The sequence below is a fragment of the Vibrio sp. B4-6 genome, assembly GCF_963888245.1.
GTDB lineage: Bacteria > Pseudomonadota > Gammaproteobacteria > Enterobacterales > Vibrionaceae > Vibrio > Vibrio anguillarum.
The window spans coordinates 145,073-168,521 of sequence record NZ_CAWPIM010000022.1; the positions used below are offsets into that span (position 1 = coordinate 145,073).

A 23,449-nucleotide genomic window follows, 5' to 3' on the forward strand; every position below is an offset into this window, starting at 1 on the left:
ATTGTCTCCAGAAATTTTTGTAATACAGCTTGTGCTCTACAGTTTCACTTGAGCAATTGGGTCACCGTAAAGGTGGCAACTGGAGAAGCGTCCAAGCTCTATTTGGCGCAAACTCGTTGGAATTTTGGTGCAAGCTTCATGTACGCGATCGCAACGAGCTTGGAAACGACAACCTTGAGGTATATCCAATAAGTTCAACGGGTTACCTGGTATTCCAGTTAACTTCGTTTTAGGGCCTGTCAGTGGAGGGAAAGAACTACCCAGCCCTTTGGTGTAAGGATGGAAAGGGCTTTCCAGAATCTGTTTAGAAGGAGCCACTTCAATTAATTCACCGGAATACATGATGCCAATCCGATCGGAGAACTCGACCATCAACGACAAATCATGTGTGATGAACAAGATAGAGAAGCCAAACTCTTCTTTCAGCGCATAGATTTTTTGCAATATTTCACGTTGGACAACTACATCAAGTGCCGTAGTGGGCTCATCCATAATGATCATTTTAGGATTGAGCGCGAGAGCAATTGCAATCACCAAGCGCTGACGCATACCCCCAGAGAATTGGTGTGGGTAATCGTTTAAGCGACTTGGGTGAATATCGACAATTTCTAACAAACCTTCAGCGCGGCGTTTAGCTTGTTCACGAGTCATGTTGGTATGGCGCATGATTACGTCACAAAATTGCTCTTCCATCGTCAATACTGGGTTCAAAGCGTTCATCGCACTTTGAAACACCATCGACATTTGGCTCCAGCGAAAGGATTGCATGCGTTCATCGCTGTATTTAATGATATTTTCACCATTAAAAATCACTTCTCCACCAGTAATAAACGCGGGCGGCTTATGCAGACGCATCAGTGAAAACGCGATAGTCGATTTACCACAGCCAGATTCACCAGCAAGGCCAAATACTTCGCCAGGTGCAATGTCAAAACTGACGTTGCTGCATGCTCGAACATCACCGGCGTCGGTGATGTAGTCAACGCATAGGTTACGGATTGAAATAAGTGGGTTTGTCATGATTATTTATCTCCGCTCCAAAGTGCATTTTGTGGTGGCAGGTCAGGCTGACGCTCTTTCTTATCTTGCTCTGCGAGTTTTTTCCAACGCTTCATTCCTTTGTGTGAACGCAGTTGTGGGTTGGCAATTTCATCGACCGCAAAGTTCAGTAAAGCCAAACCAGTAACGAGTAGAGTCAAAGCAATACAAGGAGCAAGCAGTTCCCACCAAGCGCCAATCAGCATAGAAGAGGACGTTTGAACGTTGTACAACATGATGCCCCAACTGATGGTGTTTGGATCGCCAAGACCAAGGAAGGAGATAGTGGCTTCCATCATGATGGCGTACATCACTGAGCCGATGAAGCTAGCGCCAACGATGGAGATGAGGTTAGGTAGAATCTCAACGAAAATGATGCGCCATGATGATTCACCCAAGACTTCCGCCGCTCTGACAAATTCTTTCTCACGCAGTGCGAGCGTTTGTGAGCGTACGACCCTAGCGCCCCAAGCCCAGGAGGTGCAGCCAATGATGAGTGCAATGGTTAATGGGCCGGCCTCTCCAATAAATGCCGCGACCACGAATAAAAGAGGATATTGCGGTATCACCAGCATGATATTCATAGCGGCGGTTAGAATGTCATCGACCTTACCGCCAAAGTAACCGGCAGAAACACCAATCACAGTCGCAAGAAAACAGACGGTCATTCCTGCGCCAAAACCCACGGCGAGTGAGACTCGTGCGCCATACACCACTTGTGACCAAACATCGCGTCCCATACGAGAGGTGCCTAGCACATGGTCTTCACCTTTTGAGAGTAGTAAGGTGCGGCGGTCAGTCGCCAAGTTTTCAGCAATCCAGCCATTCGGATCTGCTTTAGCGGCTTTGACGACAAACGATGGGTACTCGTGTGGATTTCCGGTACGTTTATCTGGCGCATGTTTGGTGATCAGTGGCGCAGCAAGGGCGATGAATAAAAATAGGCCCAAAATAATGACACCGACCATGGCAACGGTATTGCCGCGAATGAGTTTAATGAGATCTTTCATGATTATTTACCTCCCTTTCGTAGGCGAGGGTCTAGTACGACATAAAGCATGTCCGCCAACAGGTTAAAGAACAGCATAAAGAGCGTCATAATCAGTAGCTGCCCTTGCAGAACTTGGTAATCACGAGCGTTGATCGCATTAAATAAAACGGTACCAAGGCCAGGATAGTTAAAGATAATTTCAATGATGAGCTGACCACCGATAGCCATACCCAAAGACATTGATAGAGCGGTGACACTTGGCAATAAAGCATTACGAGCGGCGTACTGGAAAACCACACGGTTTTCGCTAAGCCCTTTCCCTTTCGCCATCGTGATGTAGTCTTCAGCGAGCAGGTTAATCATGTTGTTACGCATGTTGACGAGAAACCCACCGATTTGTACTAGAGACGCACAGACAAGAGGCAAGAAAGCGTGGTAAGCCACATCTTTAATGAATGTCCAACTTGTCCAATCTGGCATCGTACCAGCAGTGTAGGCATAACCCGTAGGGAACCATTGCAAGCCGATAGCAAAAGTAAACATAGCGATCATCGCAATAACCACTTGCGGAACGGCTTGTATAACCAACATCCCTGGGGTAATAAACGTATCGTAACGACTGCCTCGTTTCCATGCGGCAAAAATGCCCAGTAGAGAACCGATTGAGAACGAGATCACAACCGCAGTACCCGCTAGAAATAACGACCAACCAAATGCACTACCCAGTAATTCATTGACACTTAACGGATAGAACTTAATCGACGTGCCTAATTCCCAACTTAGAATGCTTTTTAAATAGGTCAAATACTGTACGGGTAACGGACCATCAACGAAACCGAGAAGCTGTTTCATTGCTTCGATTCGTTCTGGCGTTACTTGCGTTGTTGCGTTTGCGAACATCATGGTCACTGGGTCTCCAGGCATGGCTCGCGGAATGATGAAGTTCAATGTTGCTGCAACCAGCAACGCGATAAAATAAAATGACAAACGTCTTAAAAAATAACCCATAACTCACACCTTACTCACCCAGTTTTATCCTGTACCTGGTTTCAGGTCGCTCCTAGCGAAATTTAGAGCGAAAAATCCCCTAACGACGAGCGTTATACATTTGCTAGGTATTTAGGGGATTTTATTTAGCGGCGCACGAAGTACGCCGCAAGGAATGAACTTCTACTTACTTAACTGGTTTTAGGTCCAGTACGTGTAATAGACGCTCAGGGATACCAGCCCAAATGTTTGGACGACCCTTAGGATTTTCTTCGTTCCACCAGCCGCTAAAGCGTGCTGTGTTGTATTGGTACATGTAAGCACCTGACATTACAGGGATGGTCACTTGGTTTTCAGCAATGATTTTCTGAATTCCGTGAGCGATTTCTAGCTGCTCATTTTTATCCGCTGTTTTGTAGAAGCTGTCTAGCAAAGTATCTAGCTTATCGTTTTTGTAGAAGTGCATAGCAAAACGAGGCATACCTTCACCTTTCTGTAGTGCAGAGTTGTATGCACTGTTCCAGTATAGATGTGGGTCCGCACCGTGGAAGTAGTTGGTGTAAGCGACGTCATAAGTACCTTCAAGCATTGCTTGGTTATAAACCGCAAACTCTGGAGTACGAGCACGTGCTTTGATGCCTACTTCGGCAAGCTGTTCAACAGCAAGTTGTACTGTGTTGTTGAAGTCAGTCCAGCCATTTGGTGATTGAACAAGTAGCTCAAAAGATTTACCTGATGGAGTATCAACAAAACCGTCTTTGTTCACGTCTTTGAAGCCCGCTTTAGCAAGCAGTTTTTTCGCGCCTTCAACGTTGTACGTGTTGTAGCCTTTGTACTTATTGTGGATGTTTTCATCAGACCAAGCTTGGAATGCATAACCTAAGCCTGAAGCGAAGTCATTAACGGTACCGCCGCCATAGAAAGCGATATCGATAATAGTTTGACGGTCAAGAGCCATAGAGAATGCGCGACGGAAATCAACGTTGCTTAGCGCTTCATTTTTTACTGCATCTGGGTTTTTGAAGTTAACCATAAATGCTTGTGTGCCTGATGGCGGATACCAGTAGTGGTGGCTAGGGCTTGCAGCGGCATAAGTACGGTCAATATCTGGAACGAATGAAGAGGTCCAATCGAGTTCAGAGTTAACAATTTTACCTAGCAATTGGTCATTGTTTGCAATTTGAGGTACACGCAAACAGTCAACCTCAAGGTTTGTAGCATCCCAGTAATTCGGGTTACGGCATTGGATGTATAGCTGTGGAGTGAAGGTGTCGATTTCAGTAAACGGACCAGTACCTACAGGGTTCTCGTTGGTGAAAGTCGCTGGATCTTTCACATCTTTCCATACATGCTCAGCAACGATAGGAACTAACGAGATTTCATAAGGTACGTTTGAGTTAGCTTCACTTAAACGGAAACGGATTTGGTAGTCGTTCAGTTTTTCTACGCTCGTTACCCACTTGTTGATACCGCGTTGGTCGAGTTCAGGTTTATTTTTCAATAAGCCATAAGAGAACACGACATCATCCGCTGTAAATGCTTGACCATCTGACCATTTAACACCTTTACGGATATCAAAAGTAACACTCATTAGGTCATCAGACATTTTAAAGCCTTCAGCCAAACGCATAACGGGTGTATTACCATGCATTTCGTTGAAGATGACCAGTGGTTCATAGATGAAATCAGTGGTCGTACGTAGGTTTGTTGCTAGATACGGGTTAAAGTTACGTACCATTGTAGGGTAGAAATCAGGTACGATCGTTAGCTCACTGCGTGCGGCTGCTGGAGCTGAAAGGCTCGCTGCGGCGGCGATTACTGCAGCGGCTAGCGCTGTTTTTTTAATATTGGCAAGCATAGCTGTTCCTTACTATTTGCTTTCATTTCACTAATGGATATGAATGTCATCAATTGATAAACACTCTCCAAGGCCTACCTCATTGCGTGTTAACAAACCGGAGGAGTTGGTCAACATGAGTGGCCTGTAGACCTTTGGCAGGAGTAAGAAGACACCTTGGAGAGAAAATTATCAATTTGAATTCCCGTTAAAAACGTCAATTTGTAGAAAGTGATCGTTATAAACGTCAATTTACCATCTTTGGTTTGATTTTTACTCTCATTTAGGTCAGTGATCTGCCTCTCATACTCAATTCGATTAACTTATACTTGTAAGCGCTCGCTATCTTTTTATCCCTTTATTTTTAATGTTTTTTTGTTTTTTTTGTATCATGAGATCTTGCTCACTTATAGTTTTATCGTTAATTTTTTTACTTAAATTAATTCTGCCGAATTGTTGTGATTCGGTTCGCAATCTGGATCTTTATTCATCTTCAATTGAAAATCTGCTGGTGAAATTGCCTAGAAATCAGTTTTTACTTCCAATTTTCATCATCATTTTGCCTCTTTTTTTCTATTGAGAAGTAAGGTTTGTAATATGCAGTGAATAAGGCGTACCAGAGTAATGGATGCTTGAGGTTAACATTGATTAAATTTAACTAGTCATAACTCTGGATGCATCAATGGGGTGGTTGTTCCGTTGATGGTCATGGAAATATAGTGATAAAAAAGCCTGCAGAGTGCAGGCTTAATGGTGTTGATGTACTTAGAGTGATGAGGTCAGTAGCTTTTGCAATTTATCGCGCTGCGCTTCGATGTGAGAGCGTTCAGGGCCGTGCTCCTGACAATGATCAAGAATGTAATCTAACGAATTAAGAACGGTACGCCAGCGAGGTGTTTTAGGCAGTGTCTCGATACGTAAGTACTTGTCTAGTGTCCGAGTCTGTAATGTGCTTCTATCGAGATACACTCGCCATAGCCCACTCTGCTCTGCAAAGGTAAACTTGCTTTGGTTACTGACCCGTTCCCAGTAATCTAAAGCACTGGTCATTGCTTCAACCAGTACTTCGCGCATTAAATCTTGCTTAGATTGACTCTCTCCCGATACTTTGTCGGCGATACGAGTGAACTCGCCACCGAGTTCTTTGAGCTGCTGCAGTTTTTCTTTATCGCCTTCAAATGCGTAACTGGATAGCGCTTCAATAGCGGTTTCAAGGTTATTGATGCGCGCTGCATTGATGTTTCCACCCACGTTAAAGATGTACATAGCCTGCAACCCAGAGCCATCCGGTAGTCGTAACACATCAGCAGACATATGTTGACGTGTATCTTCGACATAGATATCGATATTACCGCAGTAATGCTCTTGCTCGACGACTAAGTATTTAGGAGCGATGAGTTCTTCCGCATTTGAGCGCTTTAGTTGTTCTTGGCTGCGCTTAAATAACCGAGCAGCCGCTTCGTTCGCAAAGCGGATTTTATGATCGTCTCGAATGCAAATAATGGCCTCAGGAGCAGATTCAAGCTGCTCTAGTAGACGGCCTTGGGTTTCCAATAAACTGGCCTCTACCATTGCTCTATGCTTCAGCTCTTGTTGCAGTTGGTTGTTCTCAATACGTCTTTGTTCAGCTTTGCTGGCCGTTAAATGCGCCGTAATACGTGCAGCGAGCTCTTGCTTATTAAAAGGTTTCGATAAGTAATCGTTCGCTCCCGCTGCAAAACCACGAACTCTATCGTCAGTTTGATTTAATGCCGTCAACATAATGATAGGTAGCTCGGCATGATCGTATGTTTCTCTTAACTTTTCACAGACTTGGTAGCCGCTTAATCCTGGCATCATAATGTCGAGCAGTAGAAGTTCCGGTTTTTCTTTTTCGACCGCGCTAATGACTTCATTGCCATCTTTAGCGGTGCGGACTTGATAGCCTTCTAAACGTAGGAAACTGTCTAGGACACGCAGATTGACGGGTTCATCATCTGCTATCAGTAGTACTGGGCCTTCTTTATTTTCAGGTAGTGAATGCATTTCAGGCAGTTCAATGTCTGAAATGGTCGGAGATTGGAAGTGGCCAGCTTCCATATAGCTTGTCGATTCAATTTCCGCTTTTGATGCTAATGGCAAGGTAAAGCTGAATGTCGTACCGACCATAGGTTGGCTACTGACATAAAGCGTTCCTTGCATTAATTCGATCAATTGACGGCTGATCGAAAGACCCAAGCCTGCGCCTTGTCGATAACGACTGGCATCTTGCCCTGCTTGAATCAGTGGTTCGAAGATGTGTTCAAGTTGTTCAGCAGGAATGCCTTGCCCCGTATCGACAACTTGGACACGAATCTTGTCATCAACCACATTGGCTGAAATGACAATTTTCCCTTCAGTCGTATATTTAATGGCGTTTCCTACAAGGTTATAAAGCACTTGCTCTAATCGTTGTGGATCGGCAGAGACCCAAATGCATTCATCAGGGATTTGGTTTATTACGCGAATGGGCTTTTTGTTGAGTAGATGGTTAGACAGCTCTAACACTAAGCGTGTTGCACCGGATAGATCAACAGCACACTGTTTGATATCCAAGCTGCCATAGCGCATCTTATGATAATCGAGTAAGTCATCGACCAAGTTTGTCAGCCGTTGTCCACTGCTGATGATTATGCCCAATTGATAACGATGATCGGCGGTGATAGTTCCACTTGACCCAGAGATCAGTGCTTCTGCAATACCGACCATACCGTGCAGCGGTGTTCTTAATTCATGTGACGTTGTGGCTAGGAATTCATCTTTTAGTTTGTTAGCGAGATGCAACTCATCGTTCTGTTTGCGGATTAATTGAATGTTGCTTTCGAGCTCTTTATTTTGCGCTTTAATCAGCTGCATTTTTTCTCGGATTGAACGCTGCATACGCTCAAAACTCACTGCGAGTCGACCAATCTCATCTTTACGATCGGTATTGATAACATTTTCATCTAAATCCCCAGCTGAGACTTTTTCTGCCGCCCAAGTGAGCTTCAGTAGGGGAGAGGTAATAAAATTAGAGAGATAATGTGAAGCGATGACGACTAAAATAATCGCGGTTAGCATGGCGAAAATAAATAACTTCTCAAGCTGATGAACTCGCGCATAAGCCTCTTTTTCTGGTATCTCTACGACCAAGGCCCAGTTGATATTTTTATTTGCAACAGGTGCATAGGCGGCAATGGTTTTCTCATTCAATGTATTGGTGTAAGTACCAACGGCACTCAACCCAGAAAGTGCAAGATTGATCACTTTTTGACTAGTCTCGATTTCTTGCTGCGTGTAAGAGAGTATTCGAGAATGATGATCTTGCCCGACGAGTAAAGTCCTTATTTGCGATGCCGCATTGGTGTCAGCAACGAGCTTTGTGATGCCATTGTTTGGTAGGCGGAACATGGCGTAGCTGTGCAGGTAGCCCTGTTGAATAATGGGCGCGCCAAGCCAAGCAACTGATTGCCCTTCTTGTTGTGAAAAATCAGAAATAATGACTGGTGTATATTCTTCATTGATTTTTCGTTGTTCGCCAACTTGCTGCTCTAACTGACGGAATGTTTTACCCAGATTGCTATCTTTGTATTTTCCGGTCAGTAAATTCGTCCCATAGTTGTCGTGCTTATAAACGGAATAAACGACATCACCATCGAGATCCACCAGTAAAATATCGTCAAAATCAGAACGTTTAAGCAGTTCTAAATACGCCCAATGATAGCGTTTGTGCAGTAGGCGATACCGTTCACTGCCTACATAGCTGCTCGATTGTGGTAATATTGACGTTTTTATCTGATCACCAGAACCAGGAATATAACGCTGCTGGGCATGCTCACGAGCTTGAACAATATCCAGACCAAGTCTTTGGAACGCATTGACTAAGCCGTAAAAGCGCCCTCCACTAGCATAAGCTAACTCTGAACGGACAAACCCCATCACTTCTGATTCTTTGGCCGTGAGGTAATCGAGAACTTGCTGTTGCTTAGTGTCTCTGACTGACAATAAGTGAGACGTGCTTTGTTCTTGAAGATCTTTAGTGTGTGATTGCAGAAAAAAAATGGCAGTCACAGTTAAAGGCGTGATGCTCAAAACGAGAAAAGCCAGCATAAGAGTATTTTGCAGGCGCTTAAATTTTTGCTTACGAGAGAACCTAAACATAGAAAAAGGCATTACTTTCCGTGAGGCTTTAACGGTATGAGGTAGTCGTTAAAGTGAATAAAAAAAACAAAGAAAACCTAAAGTGACGAAATTAACGAGTTTTTTTACTTTGACAAGTAAGTCCTGTGGAAAGCGTGGTCACTAACGCAAAATTCGTAAAAATCATCCAGTTTAGTGACCAATTGAGAGTGGACTACACTTATTGTTGCGACTTTTGTAATGTTTTTTTTGCGTGGTAAATGATGAATTTGTTAGTCTTATTTAACACCTCGCAATGACCATAAGCCTGTTCAATTAGCGGGGTATATTTAAGAAAACTGTTGGCCACAATAAAAAGTTCGCCTTTCACAGTTTGATGGCTTGGTGCGTTAGCCAGTAAGGCTTCTGTCGCACTATAGCTGGTCTCTAATCCGGAGTGGAAAGGGGGGTTTGAGACGATAAATTGATAATCTTTAGCGGTATCTGAGTAGACATCAGAGGCAAATACATTCCCTGATATGTTATTTGCTATCAAGGTTGCTTTGGTTGATTCAATCGCAAGCGCGCTGATATCGCACAGTTCAATCTCGATATCTGGGTTTAATGTGGCCATTACTGTACCCAGTACACCAGCACCACAACCAAAGTCGAGAACTTTACCTCTTAGTTTAGGCAGTGTATCGAGTAACAGTTGGCTGCCGAGGTCAAATTCGCCATGACTAAATACGCCAGGTAAACTTTTTACAATCAGTGCGTGTTGCTGATACTGCACCTGATAAGTTTTGAACCAGTCTGCAATTTGGAAGCTTGGTGGCTGCTGAGTGCATTGCCCCCAATAGAACGAACAGCGTCGAGCTGAATCATACTTTTTAACCACCCCATAAGCTGCAAACATTTTTTCAATGCTTTTTATGCCCGAGCGGTTTTCACCCACGACCACAATCTCAGTCTCTTTGCCCAGTTTGGCCAACAGCATCGCAAGTAGATATTCAGCTTCCTGCTTCGCTTTGGGCCAGTAAAGCAGAATCATGTCAGCATCGGTTTTTTGCTCAAATTGAGCGCCAAAATGACATGTAATTTGTGAATAGGATTCGAGTTGGCGGTAGTAACCATAATGAGTGGTGAACACCGAAACAGAGCGACAATGATTAGCTAACTCTACAGGAAATAAATCCTCCGCTTCTCCAGCCACTAAAAGATGTTTTCCTTCGAAATAAGCAAGCTGACGCTGGGCAATTTGACTTGGTGCGGTGTAACTGGACATAGTGGGCTCTGCGCTAAAAAAGAGGGGCAGATTCTCGCACAGTCTGCCCCTTGCTTCTAGCTTGATCGTCAGTAAGTCAAAAGTTAGCTATTATCTTGTTGATTGAGAAAACCTTTAAACTCTTCCTCATAAATATTAAACAGCACCATAGTGATGGCAAAAATGAGTGGGCCGTAAATTAACCCAATCAGGCCAAACAGCTGAATACCACCGAGCAGAGAAAAGAAGATCATTAAGGTGTTCATGCCCGCGCTCCCTTGCATTAAAAAGGGCCGCAATAAATTATCAATTGAGCCAACAACGATAACGCTCCAGAGGGCCAAGAATATGCCCCATGTGCTATCTCCGGTTAGAAAGAGATAAATAGTGGCTGGAATCCATATCAGAGCAGTACCGACAACCGGAATAAACGAAGCAAACCCCATCATGGTGCCCCAAAATAATCCAGGGAAACCGGCGAGCCACATACCAAACCCACCCGCAAAGCCTTGCGCTATTGCGGTTAAAAATGACCCCATGACAGCCGATTTGGAGACTTGCTCAATTTCGCAGAGCAACCTGTCTTCTTGACTACGCGACAACGGCAAGATGTGCCTAAGAGCGCTGATGAGCTTATCGTGATCACGGAGTAGGAAAAACAACACGAACAGCATTAAGAAGAAATCCATCAAAAAACTGGTCGCATCACCCAGCACTTTTGCGCTAATACTGACCAAGTTGGTGCCAAATGAACTGGCAAATTGCCCCACTTTTTGTGCGATTTGTTGTGGCTGAATTTCATCAAAGGGCAAATATTGATTCGCAATGGCGAGTCCTTTGACAATCCAAGGATGAGCAAAGGCGGTTTGAATGCCACCATGAGTGACCCATTGGTACATGTTCTGAGAAAATACCGACCCTTGCTGCACAATAGCAGCAAAGACAAACAGCAGTGGAATCACAATAATAAACGTCAAAATAATACACGAGAGAAACGAGGCGGTATTTTTGTATTTGGGGATTTTTCGTTCGAGCCACTCATGAATGGGAAACATCAATAACGAGATGATGAAAGCCATCACAATCGAGTTGATATAAGGTGCAATCAACAGATAACAAGCAATAGCCGCAGCGACAAGTGCCGCAATGAGCACCCAGTGGCTAGAGGTGATTTTCACTTTTTCTGACACGTTGTTAATCCAACCTTGTAAAGTAATAGGGTTATAATGACTGCAAATCAGCGTGTTATCAATGAGGAACTGATGAGATGGGATGTTGTGATAATGAAAAAGGGTGTCAAAACCAGCATAAAAAAAAGTTGAAGCTACCGTGGTTTGCCATCAGCATGATGGCGTTGGTCGTTTTAGTGATTTATTACTGGCAATGATAGCTTGCTTATTGAGTCTGAAATGAATAAAGGGCTGATCTACAGCCCTTTATAATTATGATGAGTCTGCCTAATGGTGCTTATTCCGCTTGAGCTGCCATCATCGCAAAGCAGCGATCGGCCGCTTCTAATGTCGCTTCAATTTCTTTGGAACCATGCGCCAAAGAGGTAAAACTTGCTTCAAAAGCTGAAGGCGCTAAATAGACACCATGATCGAGCATCAAATGGAAGAAGCGCTTGAAACGTTCAACATCACATTTTGCGACTTCTTCATAACAGGTGACGCGTTCTTGATCGGTAAAAAAGAAGCCGAACATGCCACCAACTTGGTTGACCAGCAAAGGAATACCGTGTTTGTCTGCGAGTTCTTTGAATCCATCAGCCAATTGCTTTGTTTTGGCCGCGAGACGTTTTTCATTGCCTTCTTCTTTTAGAAGCGTCAAGCAGGCATAACCCGCAGCCATAGCCACAGGGTTACCTGATAGCGTACCAGCTTGGTACACCGGGCCCGTTGGAGCGATGTGTTGCATCACATCACGGCGTCCACCAAAAGCGCCAACAGGCATACCACCGCCAATCACTTTCCCTAGCGTTGTTAAGTCTGGTTTGATGTTGTAGTAAGCCTGTGCACCACCTAGTGCAACACGAAAACCTGTCATTACTTCATCAAAGATCAACAGAGCGCCTTCTTGGTCACAAATCTCACGTAAGCCTTCATGGAACCCTTCTACTGGTGGAATGCAGTTCATGTTGCCCGCGACAGGTTCGACGATAATGCAGGCTATTTGGCCTTTATTGGCCGCGAACAATTCACGTACAGATTCTAAATCATTAAAAGTGGCGGTCAGTGTATGTTTAGCAAAATCAGCAGGCACACCAGGAGAGCTTGGTTGGCCTAATGTTAAGGCGCCAGAGCCTGCTTTTACTAGCAAACTGTCCGCATGACCGTGATAGCAGCCTTCAAATTTTAAAATTTTATCGCGTCCAGTGAATCCACGAGCTAAACGAATGGCGCTCATCGTCGCTTCGGTACCGGAACTGACCATACGCAACTGTTCCATCGATGGAACCAGCTCAGAAACTAATTCTGCCATATCGATTTCCATCTCGGTCGGCGCACCAAAACTGAGACCGCGCTGCGCTGCGCCTATCACGGCTTCACGAATGACCGCGTGATTGTGGCCTAGTATCATTGGCCCCCAAGAGCCGACATAATCAATATAAGCTTTGCCATCAGCATCAAAAATCAACGGGCCGTCTGCGCGGTCGATAAAAATCGGCGAGCCACCAACTCCGTTAAAAGCACGTACAGGAGAGTTAACTCCACCGGGGATTGCACGTTGTGCCTTTTGATAAAGCTCTGCTGATTTGGTCATGGATTTATCCTCTTCTGCTTGTTCGGACCAGTTGGTGTCGCATTGTATACCCAAACTCACCAAAGACACTTTTTTTCACTCATTTTCTGAGCCCATTCACAGCCAAATAAGCGCCGTATAGTGTACAACTCACGCGACAGTGAGTGTTTTTTCAGTGCATAATGCCTCGATAGTTGGAGTTTTAGCTTAAGTGACGGTGAATACTTGAACGAATAGGTCAGGTATTAGATAATCATTGCATTATTAAAAAAGAATCACCTTTACAGGCATAAGTTAAGCATAATAAGTCTGACAGGTATTAACACGAGTGAGAGAGGCCATCGTGAGTGAAGTAAATGTACCATTGTCATTTTCTGATACTGCAGCACAACGCGTAAAAATGTTGATTGCTGAAGAAGAGAATCCAGCGCTAAAACTGCGCGTTTATATTACTGGTGGTGGTTGTAGCGGTTTTCAATATGGGTTTACCTTTGATGAAAATGTAAACGATGGCGATACCACAATAGTTAATAGTGGCGTGACATTAGTGGTTGACCCGATGAGCTTACAATATTTGATAGGTGGCATTGTCGATTACACAGAAGGCCTAGAAGGCTCTCGTTTTTTTGTCAACAATCCTAATGCAACAACAACATGCGGTTGTGGTGCATCATTTAGTGTTTAACTAAAAAAGGTTCGATGCACAATTAATCTACTGTAGCTAATTAAGCTTAATAGCCCTACGTATTTGGATGTTATGTAGGGCTTTGCCTTAACCTTAAGAAGGCAAGAACATAATAAAGGATTATTTATGCCTGATACCAAAATCAGCCGTTCATCTATTGGCCGCTTTTTTTCGCAACGACCTTGGCTACTCTCGACGATTTTTATTCTACTTCTCTGTTTTTGGTTAGGTTTTGGGGCATTGAAAGCGGAAGAGCCCCGGCAAACTGCCAATGACACCATTCCTCTTGCGAAAGTTATTTACCAATCTTTTGAGGCTGAATCGACCGATAAGCATATCGATCTTTACGGTCGGACCGCACCTAATCGTCAAGCTAAAATTGGTGCTGAAATCGCAGGGAAAATTACTCAGATATCGATAGCAAAAGGACAGCCTGTCAATAAAGGACAACAGATCGTCTTAATCGATCAAGCTGATCTAGCAGCTCAATTAGAGAGTGCGCAAGCCTTGTTCAAACTCAAACAAAAAGAATTCAGTGCCGCTGAGTCGTTAAAAAATCGAGGCTTACAAGGCGAAGTGGCCTTTGCTTCGGCGCAAGCCGCTTTGGCGGAAGCCAGCGCTGTGCAAAGTCGTGCTCAATTGGCTTTGCGTAATACGTCAGTTGTGGCTCCCTTCGATGGCATTGTTGAAGACATATTGATAGAAAAAGGCGATTTTGTCGGAGTGGGTGACCCGATGGTCACCTTTATTGATCTCAGTAAATTAGTGATAGAAGCGAATGTCAGCGAACGACACATCCAAAAAATCAAACAAGACCAAATTGCTCGTGTACGTTTTATCGATGGTTCTACTGTCGATGGTAAGGTTCGTTATATTTCTCGCGTCTCATCACCTACCACCAACACGTTTGCTATCGAAGTGGAATTAGACAATCCCAATCAAACGATCCCCGCGGGTGTGAGCGCTGAAGTGGAGATGAGTTTGGAAACACAACTGGCGGTGAAAATCACGCCAGCCATGCTTGCGCTTGATGATCAAGGAAATTTAGGTGTTAAAACACTGCAGCAAGATCGTGTTCGCTTCATCCCCATTCAATTGGTAAAAGCGGAGCAAGATGGTGTGTGGCTAACTGGGCTAGGGGATACGGTGGATATTATCACCGTTGGGCAAGGTTTTGTTCGAGATGGTGATCAAGTGATTGCGGTCAAGAAACCTAACCACTCAGCGCAGTAGGGGGAGCCATGTTTTCTATTATTGATGCGGCGCTCTCTCGCTCGCGCACTATGTTATCGCTGCTGATTTTTATCTTGATCGCTGGCGTGGCGACCTATTTTTCGATCCCTAAAGAATCGAGCCCTGACATTACTATTCCTATTATTTATGTCTCCGTAAGTCATCAAGGCATATCACCGAGTGATGCTGAGCGCCTTATCGTGCGGCCCCTAGAGCAAGAAATGCGCTCTATTGAAGGCGTAAAAGAGATGACGTCGAATGCTTCCGAAGGGCATGCTTCTGTAGTTTTGGAATTTAACGTTGGCGTTAACCTTGATAAAGCGATGGCGGATGTGAGAGATGCGGTCAATTTGGCCGAGCCGAAGCTACCAGCAGACAGCGATGAGCCGACCGTGAACGAAGTAACATTGGCATCAGAGCAACCGGTATTATCAGTGGTGCTTTATGGCACTTTACCAGAGCGAGCTATCGTACAAATTGCAAGGCAGTTGAGAGACAAATTAGAAAGCTACCGACAAGTATTAGAAGTTGATATCGCTGGCGATCGCGAAGATATTGTTGAGATCATTGTCGATCCCCTATTGATGGAAAGTTACGGACTCGATCAAGGCGATATCTATAACTTAATCGCACTGAATAATAAAGTCGTTGCGGCGGGTTTCGTCGATACGGGCTACGGACGTTTTTCCGTAAAGGTTCCTTCAGTTTTTGAATCCTTGAAAGATGTGTTAGAGCTTCCGGTGAAGGTTGATGGTAAGCAAGTAATCACCTTTGGCGATATCGCGACCGTCAGACGAGCATTTCGGGACCCCGAAAACTTTGCTCGTTTAGATGGCAAATCGGCGGTGGTGTTGGACGTTAAAAAGCGTGCTGGTGAAAATATCATCGAAACCGTTGAGCTGGTAAAAACGGTAATGGGAGAGGCGCAAAAACGGGAAGATTGGCCAAGTAATTTGTTGGTGAAATACACGTGGGATGAGTCGAAAGACGTTGAAATCATGCTCAACGATCTACAAAACAATATTCTGTCGGCCATTATTTTAGTCGTGATCGTGATTATCGCTATTTTGGGAATGAGGACGGCGCTGCTGGTTGGTATCTCAATACCAGGCTCATTTTTGACCGGATTATTAGTCTTGTCGGTGTTTGGACTAACCGTCAATATTGTCGTGTTATTTGCATTAATTATGGCGGTTGGCATGCTGGTTGATGGAGCCATAGTGGTAACTGAGTTTGCTGATCGGCGCATGCAAGAAGGTGTGCCGCGTAAAGAAGCGTATCGAGATGCCGCAAAACGGATGGCATGGCCGATTACCGCATCAACTGCTACTACTTTAGCCGCTTTTGCCCCTCTGCTTTTTTGGCCAGATATCACGGGTGAGTTCATGAAATACTTGCCTCTCACGCTTATCGCTACACTGGCTGCTTCATTGATTATGGCACTGCTTTTTGTTCCTGTGCTGGGAGGCTTAATTGGCCGACCGCAACATGCTTCGGCTGCCAGTCAAGCACGGATGATTGCTTTACATGAAGGTGATTTTGCCCAAGCGACGGGCATCACCAAGCTCTATTATCACACGTTGGCCATTGCGATTCGTCACCCACTTAAAATACTGTTCAGTGCGATAGTGCTCGCGATTGTGATTGGTTTTGCTTATGCCAAAGCAGGGCTCGGTGCCGAATTCTTCCCAGAGGTGGATCCGCCTTATTTCACCGTTAAAGTTCGTTCTTATGGCGATCTTTCCATCCAAGAAAAAGACACCTTAATGCGAGAAATTGAGCAGGTGATGCTTGGTCATGAGGAATTTGAGAGCGTCTATACTCGAACGGGGGGAGAGGATGAAATTGGCCAGATTCAAATTACCCCTGTTGATTGGCAATATCGCCGCACCGTCAAAGCGATTATTGAAGAGCTTAAAAGCACCACAGATCAGTTTTCAGGGGTGGAAATCGAGTATAAATTTCCAGATGCAGGGCCACCGGTTGAGCATGATCTGGTGATTGAAATGTCGGCGCGTACTCCTGAAAATCTTAATGAGGCCGCTAAAATGGTCAGAAAGTGGGCTGATAACAATCCCGCGTTGACTAATATCAGTGACACCTCAAATAAAGAAGGAATTGACTGGCGAATTGATATTCGACGTGATGATGCTTCTCGATTTTCAGCCGATGCGACATTGGTGGGTAACACAGTGCAATTTGTGACTAATGGGCTAAAAATTGGTGACTACTTGCCTGATGATGCAAACGAAGAGGTCGATATTTTGGTGCGTTATCCAGAGGATAAGCGTGATATTGGTCGATTTGATCAGTTACGGGTCAACACACCCGCAGGTCTGGTGCCGATAACCAATTTTGCGCAGATAAAACCGGATCACAAACAAGATACGATCAAACGGATTGATGGTCGACGGGTTATCGATATTATGGCGGATCTAAAGGAAGGGTATAATCTGGCCCTTGAATTGCCCAAAGTTACTCAAGCATTGTCGGAACTGAATTTACCTAATGGGGTGGAGTTTAAATTACGAGGGCAAAATGAAGAGCAGGAACATTCCTCAGAATTTCTAAAAAATGCCTTTTTGATTGCGCTGGTGGTTATGGGGTTAATTCTGGTTACGCAATTTAATAGTTTTTACCAAGCATTCCTCATTTTAAGTGCAGTACTGTTTTCAACGGTCGGAGTATTTGCGGGCCTGCTGATTTTCCAAAAACCTTTCGGCATTATTATGTCAGGTATTGGGGTCATCGCCTTGGCCGGCATCGTGGTGAATAACAATATCGTATTGATAGATACTTATAACCAACTGATACGCAGAGGCTTGTCAAAACAAGAGGCCATTTTACGCACTGGTGTTCAGCGTTTAAGGCCCGTTTTATTGACCACAGTGACGACTATTTTAGGGTTATTGCCAATGGTGCTGGAGATGAACATCGATTTGATTAACCAGAAAATTGAGTTTGGCGCTCCCAGTACGCAATGGTGGTCACAACTCGCCACGGCCGTTGCGGGAGGCCTTGCTTTTGCTACTGTCTTAACGTTAGTACTGACGCCTTGCTTGTTGATGTTGGGGCGTAAGGAACCAACACGGACTCTCGAAGAGTAATCGGCTCAATCATTACACAATGAGGCCCACATGATTGGTGGGCCTTTTCTTATTCTTTATTGGCATAGAGTAATTGGCTATAGCGTTCTAGCTTCCCAAGCCTAATTTGAGCATTGGCGATAAAGGTGGTTTTTGCTTGGCCCGTTAAGGATTTAGATTGCGGTAAAGAGACCGTTCTAGGGTTTTTGTGTACACCGTTGACCAAAAATTCATAGTGAAGATGAGGGCCGGTGACTCTTCCTGTCCCTCCTAAAGTACCAATCGTTTGTCCTTGCTTGACTCGTTGACCAGTTTTGACCATACGTCGTTGTAAGTGTAGGTATTTGGTAATGTAGGTGTTGCTGTGACGAATAAACACATAATTACCATTAAATTGGTTGTAACTTGATTTCTCAACCACACCATCGCCGGCGGCCCAAATTGGGGTACCAACTGGCGCGGCATAATCGGTTCCTCTGTGTGCAGTGACTTTTCCTGTGACGGGGTGGCGACGCACAGGATTGAAATTCGATGTCACGCGACGAAAATCGATCGGTGAGCGTAAAAAGGCCTTTTTCATGGCCCGGCCATTTTCGTCATAGTAATTGCCTGTTGCATCGTCCAATATTGCTGTGAACGTCGTACCTTGGTTGGTAAAGGCGGCGGCGATGATATTTCCGCGGCCAATTACCTCACCTTCCACCACCTTTTCTTGGAATAGCAGCTTAAATTGGTCACCTTCACGAATATCTAACGCAAAATCCACATCCCAACCAAATATACCCGCTAACTCCATGATTTGGTTTGCCGTTAAACCCGCGCTTATCCCCGCATTCCAAAAATTTGAGGTAATGATCGCTTCGGCATAGTTGTACTGGAACATCAGCTCTTTTTTATCAAACTTAGAAGTAAAGCCATCGCCCGATTTAGTGATACGAAAGGTTTCAAAGGCGCTAATAATGCGATTGAGTTGAACAAGTTCATTATTTTCATCAAAGCCAAATTGCAGCTCATCTCCTGGCTTAAGTCGTGAAAGCTGGCTGTCAATATCACGATTTGTTGCCGTGAGTTGATAGAGTAAGCGAGCCGAAAGCCCAATTCGCTGAAATAATACGGCGGCACTTTCCCCCGATTTAACTTGATAAGTTTCCCAACGCAGCATGGTGGAAGGCGAGATAGATATTCCCGGAGAGAGTGCTTCGGCGTTAATGGTTAATGGATAATGGCGACCAATTTCTAGACGATTCGGATCCTGAGCGAGATCTTCAGGGTTTGGTAGAAATAGCAGCGCGAAAACCATGAGTGCGCTTAAAAAGGCGATGAGGATTCGATGCACCCAAGGGAGACGAGCGAAAATTGAAAGCATATTTAGGTTCGTTTAGTAAATTATAAAGAAATTAGCCGGTTCGTTAGTCTAACTGGTTTCAAAAAGCATCGCTATTCAAGTAAGATGTTCAACTATTAAATTTTGCCAAATCTGTAGGAGTGAACAAGAATGGCGAGTATTGAAGCGGCTTTAGCTGAAATTAAACGCGGCGTTGAAGAGCTAATCCCAGAAGATGAATTGATCGCGAAACTGAAAGAAAACCGTCCACTGCGCATTAAATTAGGTGCTGATCCAACGGCTCCAGATATCCATCTTGGACATACGGTGATCCTCAATAAATTACGTGCATTTCAAGATTTGGGCCATGAAGTCACCTTTTTGATTGGTGATTTCACGGGTATGGTTGGTGACCCAAGCGGTAAAAATACCACGCGTCCACCGCTCACTCGTGACGATGTTTTGCGTAATGCTGAAACCTATAAGACACAAGTGTTCAAGATCCTCGATCCGGCTAAAACGAAAATTCAGTTTAACTCTGAATGGTTGTCTCTATTGGGCGCGGAAGGCATGATCCGTCTTGCATCGAACCAAACAGTGGCACGCATGCTAGAGCGCGATGATTTCAAAAAGCGCTACGCTAATGGTCAGCCTATTGCCATTCATGAATTCATGTATCCACTCCTACAGGGTTATGATTCAGTCGCAATGGAGACAGATGTTGAGCTTGGCGGTACTGACCAAAAATTCAACCTATTGATGGGCCGTGAACTGCAAAAAGCACATGGTCAAAAACCACAAGTTGTCTTGATGATGCCACTGCTTGTTGGTTTGGATGGCGAGAAAAAAATGTCCAAATCAGCGCACAACTACATTGGTGTCAGTGAATCGCCAAGTGAAATGTTTGGCAAAATCATGTCGATCTCTGACACATTAATGTGGAGCTACTACGAGCTTCTTTCTTTCCGTCCATTGGAAGAAGTCGCACAGTTCAAAGCTGATGTTGAAAATGGCACGAATCCACGCGATCTTAAAATCTTGTTGGCGAAAGAGATCATTGCACGTTTTCACTCTAAAGAAGAGGCGGATGCGGCTGAGCAAGAGTTCATCAACCGCTTCCAAAAAGGTGCGATGCCAGAAGAGATGCCAGAATTTGAATTTGCAGCGGGTATTGCTATCACTAACCTGCTCAAAGAGGCGGGTTTAGTGGCTTCAACGTCTGATGCGATGCGAATGATCAAGCAAGGCGGTGCCAAACAAGATGGCGAAAAAATCGACGACAGCAAAAATGTACCAGCCGCGGGGACTTATGTTTACCAAGTCGGCAAGCGTAAGTTCGCACGAGTTACTGTAAAGTAAAAATCACAGTAAAGTGAACCGTCTATTCATCAAAGCGCCTAAGGGCGCTTTTTTGCTGGGCCTGATCTTGGCATATTAAAATCTTCAATCTGAATGGTGTGGTTGGGTATGTGTGAAATTGGAACGCATTGGATGCAAAGATCAGAGTGTATTTCGCCAAAGGCTTTGGTACAATTTGCGCACTGCTAATTGAGCAGTACTTTCGGAGATTTTTATGAACAATACCGACCATCCCCCTAGTATGAAGGGAGAAAAATAACCGCTTTCGGTATTGGCGATCTTCGCTCCTACCTTCAGTGGTAGGGCTTATCTTTTCTGATTTACTCCTCTCGATTTTTCTCCTGCTCTCTAGTTTGAAATGAAAACTTATCTGTGAATTACATTGATGAACAATGACGTCATTGCTCATGAATATATTGCATTTGGGTATCATTTCGATGGTCGTTACCTTTGCCAATCGGGAGATTCGCCATGACGGTAATGAGCAACATTTATATTGAAAATTCACCTAACTTTTCTTTAGAAGAGATTGGTGCGGCTCGTAATGCATTTTTGCAGTACGAACAGCAAAAACAGGTACATTTATTGGCAGTGATGCCTATCGAAGAGGCAGTGGCGATTTTACGTCACTGTACTATTGGTTATGTTCAGCAACTACTCAGTGAATTAGATAAAGGGGGCTATGACATTCGCGCTCGCCATTACGCTAACCAATTGGGGTTTATTTACTCAGAAGTTGAAACGGCGCAAAGCTATTTAACCACTAGCGTGATTGAACATGTGAAGCAGCGTATTGGCTGGATTATTGTATTGGCACTACTTGGTATCGTATCCGGGCTGATTATTACCCAGTATGAAGATACATTGAGTCAGCTTGTGCTCTTAGCTGTGTATATGCCTGTTATTGCCGCTGCAGGTGGGAATACTGGCTCGCAAGCTGCGACGTTAGTCGTGCGCGCGTTAGCGGTTGGTGAGTTACGCAAACGCCAATGGTTGCGTGTATTGTGGAAGGAGTGCCGTGTTGCGGTTTGCCTTGCGTTGGCTATCTCTGCGGTGATGGTGGCTCGCATTATGTTGTTTAGTGATGCCAACTCAACCGGAGGCTTTCCACTAGAAAACATTGCGTTTGCAATTGCGGTTGCGCTCTTTATCCAAGTCACTATTTCTACGACGATTGGTGGCTTATTACCCATTGCTGCGCGCGTTTTTAAATTAGATCCTGCGGTATTAGTTAGCCCTGTACTGGCTTCTATCGTCGATATTTCGGGTATGTGGATCTACTTTAACGTGGTGAATTATTCATTAGGACTGAGCTGACTGAACTTAACGACATCTTCAAAGAAGAGCGTCTCAAATTGAGCAATCGGGGCGGTAACACTAGTGTTATCGCCTTGATCTTGCGGATAATAATCAGTGATGAATTGAACAAATAATGTACTCGGTTTTCCTTGTTTATCTAAACCGAAGCCCGCCATGTTATGCGTTCCATAAAGCGAACCACTTTTGGCAATTAGCTGCCCTTGTATAGCTTGGCCACGCATACTACGTCGGTACTGTAAGGTACCGGATTCACCGGCTTTAGGCATGATGTCAATAAGCTTAAGGGTTTGATTATTAATCCAAATGTAATTCAGCACATCCACCATATTTTGTACTGACAGGCGGTTGTTACGTGATAAACCCGAACCATCAGCCAACTGAGCTTGTGCCAAGTTGATGCCTGTTCGAGAAAAAAGGATCTGCTTGATCGCCTCGGTGCCATTACTAAAACTGCCGGGTTGAATAAAAAAATGCTGGCCAAGTGTTTTGGTTAAACTGTCAGCAATCAAATTGTCAGACTCTTTAAGCATCATTTCTAACAACGGGTACAGTGGCATAGATTGATGTGTTGCTATCAATGAACCCTTTTCTATGCTCAGTTCATCTTGCTTTACACCCAGCTTAACCTCGCCTAGTAATTCAATGCCCACTTGTTTGAGTTGCTTATAAATCATACGTGTGGCGTATAAGTTTGGGTCTTGCACGGCAAACTTTAGTGGCAGAGGTTGTGTTCGCTCGGCCAAACAGCCGTCGAGCTGGTAATGGTTCTGCTCTGAAGTACGCAGTTCTAAATCACAGCGAGCGCTCTCTTGTTCAGTCTTAGTGACACTTCTTGCGTAGCTGGTCACGTGAATGGGATAGTGCTCAGGCACATAAACCCGAGTTTTCCCGTTCGGTTGCGTATAAATAGAGGCTTGCACACAATTACCATCCAGAGTGATTGCACTTGATGGGGCGCTATAGCATACCCCCAGAATATCCCAAGGTGATCCAACCGCGCGGTCGTAACCTGAAAAGGCTGAATTATCTAACCAAAGGTTGCCTTTTATTTGTGAGATGCCCTGTTTTTTTAGCTCGCTGAGTAGCTGCTTCATATCTTGGCTGGTTAACGTAGGGTCGCCAGAGAAGTGAATAACAATGTCATCGCCATGTTGAGTTAGTTGAGTCGTGAAGCGAAATTGTTCGCCAAGCTCTAGCGTGGCGGCAAGCGCGGTGAGCATTTTTAAAGTGCTGGCAGGAGGGAAAAGCGCTTGTATGTTATCAGTATCTTGAAAAACCTGTTCAGTGGCTAAAGAGTGAACGAATAAACCCACCCGAGTACCTTGTGGCAGTGTTTGCAAAGGCGTATACGCCAAAGTCGATAAAGGAAGGAAGAATGAGAGTATGAATAAAAAAGCACTGCGGTTTAATAAGAGCATAACACGGCATTTCAGGGCGGAGTGTGCATACAGTATAGCGAGATAAAAA

At 44.5% G+C, this 23,449-nt stretch carries 15 protein-coding genes; 5 read left to right on the forward strand and 10 right to left on the reverse strand.

Translation table 11 applies throughout. The features are described 5' to 3' along the window. Positions 1–36: 36 nt before the first annotated feature. The 8 genes from AACV20_RS07435 to hemL form a co-directional block, all read right to left on the reverse strand. Positions 37–1,020, reverse strand: coding sequence for an ABC transporter ATP-binding protein (locus AACV20_RS07435; RefSeq protein WP_013857642.1), 984 nt, complete (start codon positions 1,018–1,020; stop codon positions 37–39). A 2-nt stretch (positions 1,021–1,022) separates the two neighbouring features. After that, positions 1,023–2,048 (reverse strand): ABC transporter permease, encoded by a 1,026-nt coding sequence (locus tag AACV20_RS07440; RefSeq protein ID WP_013857641.1) that lies wholly within the window; start codon positions 2,046–2,048, stop codon positions 1,023–1,025. A 2-nt stretch (positions 2,049–2,050) separates the two neighbouring features. Then, positions 2,051–3,037 (reverse strand): ABC transporter permease, encoded by a 987-nt coding sequence (locus tag AACV20_RS07445; RefSeq protein ID WP_013857640.1) that lies wholly within the window; start codon positions 3,035–3,037, stop codon positions 2,051–2,053. 166 nt (positions 3,038–3,203) lie between these two features. Further along, positions 3,204–4,874, reverse strand: coding sequence for an ABC transporter substrate-binding protein (locus AACV20_RS07450; RefSeq protein WP_170907056.1), 1,671 nt, complete (start codon positions 4,872–4,874; stop codon positions 3,204–3,206). A 744-nt stretch (positions 4,875–5,618) separates the two neighbouring features. Next, positions 5,619–9,011, reverse strand: coding sequence for a response regulator (locus AACV20_RS07455; protein WP_170907157.1), 3,393 nt, complete (start codon positions 9,009–9,011; stop codon positions 5,619–5,621). Positions 9,012–9,210: 199 nt separating this feature from the next. Beyond that, a complete protein-coding gene (gene rsmC / locus AACV20_RS07460; RefSeq protein WP_017048383.1) occupies positions 9,211–10,254 on the reverse strand; it encodes a 16S rRNA (guanine(1207)-N(2))-methyltransferase RsmC in 1,044 nt (347 codons plus the stop codon). An 83-nt stretch (positions 10,255–10,337) separates the two neighbouring features. Continuing rightward, the gene (locus tag AACV20_RS07465; RefSeq protein ID WP_017045856.1) at positions 10,338–11,423 is read right to left on the reverse strand and encodes an AI-2E family transporter; all 1,086 of its coding nucleotides are present in this window, start codon (positions 11,421–11,423) and stop codon (positions 10,338–10,340) included. Positions 11,424–11,700: 277 nt separating this feature from the next. Continuing rightward, a complete protein-coding gene (hemL, locus tag AACV20_RS07470; RefSeq protein WP_170907057.1) occupies positions 11,701–12,996 on the reverse strand; it encodes a glutamate-1-semialdehyde 2,1-aminomutase in 1,296 nt (431 codons plus the stop codon). Positions 12,997–13,318: 322 nt separating this feature from the next. On the opposite strand from hemL, the gene erpA reads away from it, so the two are divergent. The 3 genes from erpA to AACV20_RS07485 all read left to right on the forward strand — a co-directional run bounded on the left by erpA (position 13,319) and on the right by AACV20_RS07485 (position 18,000). Beyond that, a complete protein-coding gene (gene erpA / locus AACV20_RS07475) occupies positions 13,319–13,660 on the forward strand; it encodes an iron-sulfur cluster insertion protein ErpA (protein ID WP_026027518.1) in 342 nt (113 codons plus the stop codon). A gap of 126 nt (positions 13,661–13,786) precedes the next feature. Then, entirely contained in the window at positions 13,787–14,893 is a 1,107-nt protein-coding gene (locus tag AACV20_RS07480) for an efflux RND transporter periplasmic adaptor subunit (RefSeq protein ID WP_170907058.1), read from the forward strand. 8 nt (positions 14,894–14,901) lie between these two features. Further along, entirely contained in the window at positions 14,902–18,000 is a 3,099-nt protein-coding gene (locus AACV20_RS07485) for an efflux RND transporter permease subunit (RefSeq protein WP_170907059.1), read from the forward strand. A 49-nt stretch (positions 18,001–18,049) separates the two neighbouring features. Here the strand turns inward: AACV20_RS07485 and AACV20_RS07490 are convergent, their stop codons facing one another. Beyond that, on the reverse strand, positions 18,050–19,345 hold the full coding sequence (locus tag AACV20_RS07490; protein ID WP_170907060.1) for a peptidoglycan DD-metalloendopeptidase family protein: 1,296 nt from the start codon (positions 19,343–19,345) through the stop codon (positions 18,050–18,052). A gap of 129 nt (positions 19,346–19,474) precedes the next feature. Between AACV20_RS07490 and tyrS the strand changes: the two genes are divergently transcribed. Both tyrS and AACV20_RS07500 read left to right on the forward strand, forming a co-directional pair. Next, complete coding sequence (gene tyrS, locus AACV20_RS07495) at positions 19,475–20,662, forward strand: tyrosine--tRNA ligase (RefSeq protein WP_013857629.1); 1,188 nt, start codon at positions 19,475–19,477, stop codon at positions 20,660–20,662. A 471-nt stretch (positions 20,663–21,133) separates the two neighbouring features. After that, the gene (locus AACV20_RS07500) at positions 21,134–21,979 is read left to right on the forward strand and encodes a magnesium transporter (protein WP_064624449.1); all 846 of its coding nucleotides are present in this window, start codon (positions 21,134–21,136) and stop codon (positions 21,977–21,979) included. Here AACV20_RS07500 and dacB read toward each other — a convergent pair. Then, positions 21,958–23,400 carry a serine-type D-Ala-D-Ala carboxypeptidase gene (gene dacB / locus AACV20_RS07505; protein ID WP_170894990.1) on the reverse strand — a complete coding sequence of 481 codons (1,443 nt, stop codon included), beginning with the start codon at positions 23,398–23,400 and terminating at the stop codon, positions 21,958–21,960. The two genes, AACV20_RS07500 and dacB, sit on opposite strands and share 22 nt — an antisense overlap. Positions 23,401–23,449 lie beyond the last annotated feature (49 nt).

What these genes read in the sequence shown, in the direction of transcription:
- AACV20_RS07435 (WP_013857642.1), bottom strand. Translation starts at nt 1,020, where the DNA reads ATGACAAACCCACTTATTTCAATCCGTAACCTATGCGTTGACTACATC.
- AACV20_RS07440 (WP_013857641.1), bottom strand. Translation starts at nt 2,048, where the DNA reads ATGAAAGATCTCATTAAACTCATTCGCGGCAATACCGTTGCCATGGTC.
- AACV20_RS07445 (WP_013857640.1), bottom strand. Translation starts at nt 3,037, where the DNA reads ATGGGTTATTTTTTAAGACGTTTGTCATTTTATTTTATCGCGTTGCTG.
- AACV20_RS07450 (WP_170907056.1), bottom strand. Translation starts at nt 4,874, where the DNA reads ATGCTTGCCAATATTAAAAAAACAGCGCTAGCCGCTGCAGTAATCGCC.
- AACV20_RS07455 (WP_170907157.1), bottom strand. Translation starts at nt 9,011, where the DNA reads ATGTTTAGGTTCTCTCGTAAGCAAAAATTTAAGCGCCTGCAAAATACT.
- rsmC (WP_017048383.1), bottom strand. Translation starts at nt 10,254, where the DNA reads ATGTCCAGTTACACCGCACCAAGTCAAATTGCCCAGCGTCAGCTTGCT.
- hemL (WP_170907057.1), bottom strand. Translation starts at nt 12,996, where the DNA reads ATGACCAAATCAGCAGAGCTTTATCAAAAGGCACAACGTGCAATCCCC.
- AACV20_RS07480 (WP_170907058.1), top strand. Translation starts at nt 13,787, where the DNA reads ATGCCTGATACCAAAATCAGCCGTTCATCTATTGGCCGCTTTTTTTCG.
- AACV20_RS07485 (WP_170907059.1), top strand. Translation starts at nt 14,902, where the DNA reads ATGTTTTCTATTATTGATGCGGCGCTCTCTCGCTCGCGCACTATGTTA.
- AACV20_RS07490 (WP_170907060.1), bottom strand. Translation starts at nt 19,345, where the DNA reads ATGCTTTCAATTTTCGCTCGTCTCCCTTGGGTGCATCGAATCCTCATC.
- tyrS (WP_013857629.1), top strand. Translation starts at nt 19,475, where the DNA reads ATGGCGAGTATTGAAGCGGCTTTAGCTGAAATTAAACGCGGCGTTGAA.
- AACV20_RS07500 (WP_064624449.1), top strand. Translation starts at nt 21,134, where the DNA reads ATGACGGTAATGAGCAACATTTATATTGAAAATTCACCTAACTTTTCT.
- dacB (WP_170894990.1), bottom strand. Translation starts at nt 23,400, where the DNA reads ATGCTCTTATTAAACCGCAGTGCTTTTTTATTCATACTCTCATTCTTC.